A 1,877-nucleotide genomic window follows, 5' to 3' on the forward strand; every position below is an offset into this window, starting at 1 on the left:
ATGAAGGCCTTCAAGACGGCTGACGCTAAGGGCTGGGACGACTTCACGAAGAAGTTTGCACCGCTTGCAAACCCATCGGTGGATGTCACCGTGAAGAACAGCACCGGCGAGCACACTGGTGTGAAGGCGTCCTTCACCCTGGTTGGCCAGGACGGCAAGTCCATCCTGGATGCGGACGGTGACTTCGATGGCGACGGCGTGAACAACGGCGATGAGCTGAAGAAGGGCCTCAACCCATTCGACGGCAACGATGGCAAGATCAACGCTGGTCGCTGTGCCGCATCCGCTGTGGGCTTCGGTCTGCCGCTGATCGCGCTGCTGCCACTGGGTCTGGCTTCCCAGATTCAGATCCCTGGCCTGAGCGATTTCGCCGCACAGGCAAGCGCTCAGCTGCAGGCTGCGAACACCCGCATCCAGCAGCAGGCTGGCATCTTCAACCCGGAGATGGCCAAGCAGGTTGAGCAGATCAATGCGCAGCTGCGTACCGTTGGTGCGGATCTGGGCATGGTCGTCGGCGGTATCGCACTGATCGCGGCTGGTATCCTGGCCGGCACGATCATTTACGACAACTGCAAGCCTGGTGGTCCTTCGTCTTCGGTGAAGGATCTGGAGCTGAAGGGTTCCTCCGGCAAGACGACGAAGCTGTCGTCGGAGAAGGAGCAGAAGTAAGGGACACGTTTAGCTCACAGTCACTCCTTGTGGGAGACAGCGAGCTAAACGCTTACTGATCGCTCTTTGAGAAGCGAAAAGCTGTTGTCCGCCATTTGTGGCGGGCGGCAGCTTTTTGCATTCTTACGGGCGTGGTAGCGGCTCGTCGCGCGCCCGCGCCTCAAATTGCTCGAAGCGTGGGATTAGAAGCGTGCGATGCAGGTCGCGCATTCTCGCCGGCCCGGGGCGATTTTCGGCGACCAGCGTCGCACTCCTTTAAGACCTCGACACGAACGAAAGTCATGGAGCGCCACCCCTCCATCTCAAAAAGTTCCAACGATCAAGGATGAAACGGGGAACAATCTTCGTAGACATGCGTTCCGACCTGGGGAAACATAAGCGTTGGTCGACCGAAACCGGCCCAAAACCGAAAATGGTTCCCGGGCGCGGGAATGAACTTTTTTGAACAGCAAGCCAGCGCTCCAGCGCGACCACCCACCGCCACAACTGAGACCCAGCACCAGAAATCAATCTAATGTGAACTAGGCCCCATTTGTCTGCCCGCGTGTCGTGATGGGTCTGTAGAATGATACGCATTTATGTCCGCCACGATTCTAAAGGCTGGGTTATGGCTCAACATCTACTGCTTACTTGCACTAACACGAACCTCAGCAGTGCTGATGCTGACGCACTTGCGGCGCAGCATGGCCTGCGCACCGTCCGCGTCACGGGGGAGACGCTCGCCGAGGCCTACGCCGCCTGCGCGGGCCAGGACCAGCCCACCTTATTCGTGGGGCAGGGGGAGTGCTCCTTTGATGCGGAGCTCGCCGCAGCGCTCGGGGCTGCGGTCATCGTGCTTATCGACGCCCCGCAGCGCGCCACCCTCGCGCAGCGGACGGTGGAACGCCACGGAGCAACGCTGCTCGCCACGGTCACGGACGTTGAGGAGGCCGCTGGCCTCACTATCCCGGAAGTCGCGCCGGTGATGTCTCCGCTGGTGTTCGGGTCGCGCCTGCTGGGTCAGGCTCACGAGGTCGGCGCGCACATCGTCCTGCCGGAGGGCGAGGATCCACGCGTGCTTGAGGCGGCGCATAGGTTGTTGGAAGGGGGCGTCGCGAAGCTGACGTTGTTGGGGGACGTGGACGCGATCACGGCGAAGGCGCAGGAGCTGCATCAACACTGAAGCTTCCGCGAATGTCACTGGTCAGGCACCGTCGACGGAGGACCTC

2 protein-coding genes are annotated in these 1,877 nt (G+C 60.9%); both read left to right on the forward strand.

Annotated elements, in window-relative coordinates:
- Positions 1-669: hypothetical protein (locus ACXIUA_RS10515; protein WP_457976799.1), on the forward strand; the 669-nt coding region annotated here is incomplete at its 5' end.
- Between the two features lie 607 nt (positions 670-1,276).
- Entirely contained in the window at positions 1,277-1,831 is a 555-nt protein-coding gene (locus tag ACXIUA_RS10520; protein ID WP_457976800.1) for a phosphate acyltransferase, read from the forward strand.
- Positions 1,832-1,877 lie beyond the last annotated feature (46 nt).

It is taken from the genome of Corynebacterium sp. UMB8791, assembly GCF_054166365.1.

What these genes read in the sequence shown, in the direction of transcription:
- ACXIUA_RS10520 (WP_457976800.1), top strand. Translation starts at nt 1,277, where the DNA reads ATGGCTCAACATCTACTGCTTACTTGCACTAACACGAACCTCAGCAGT.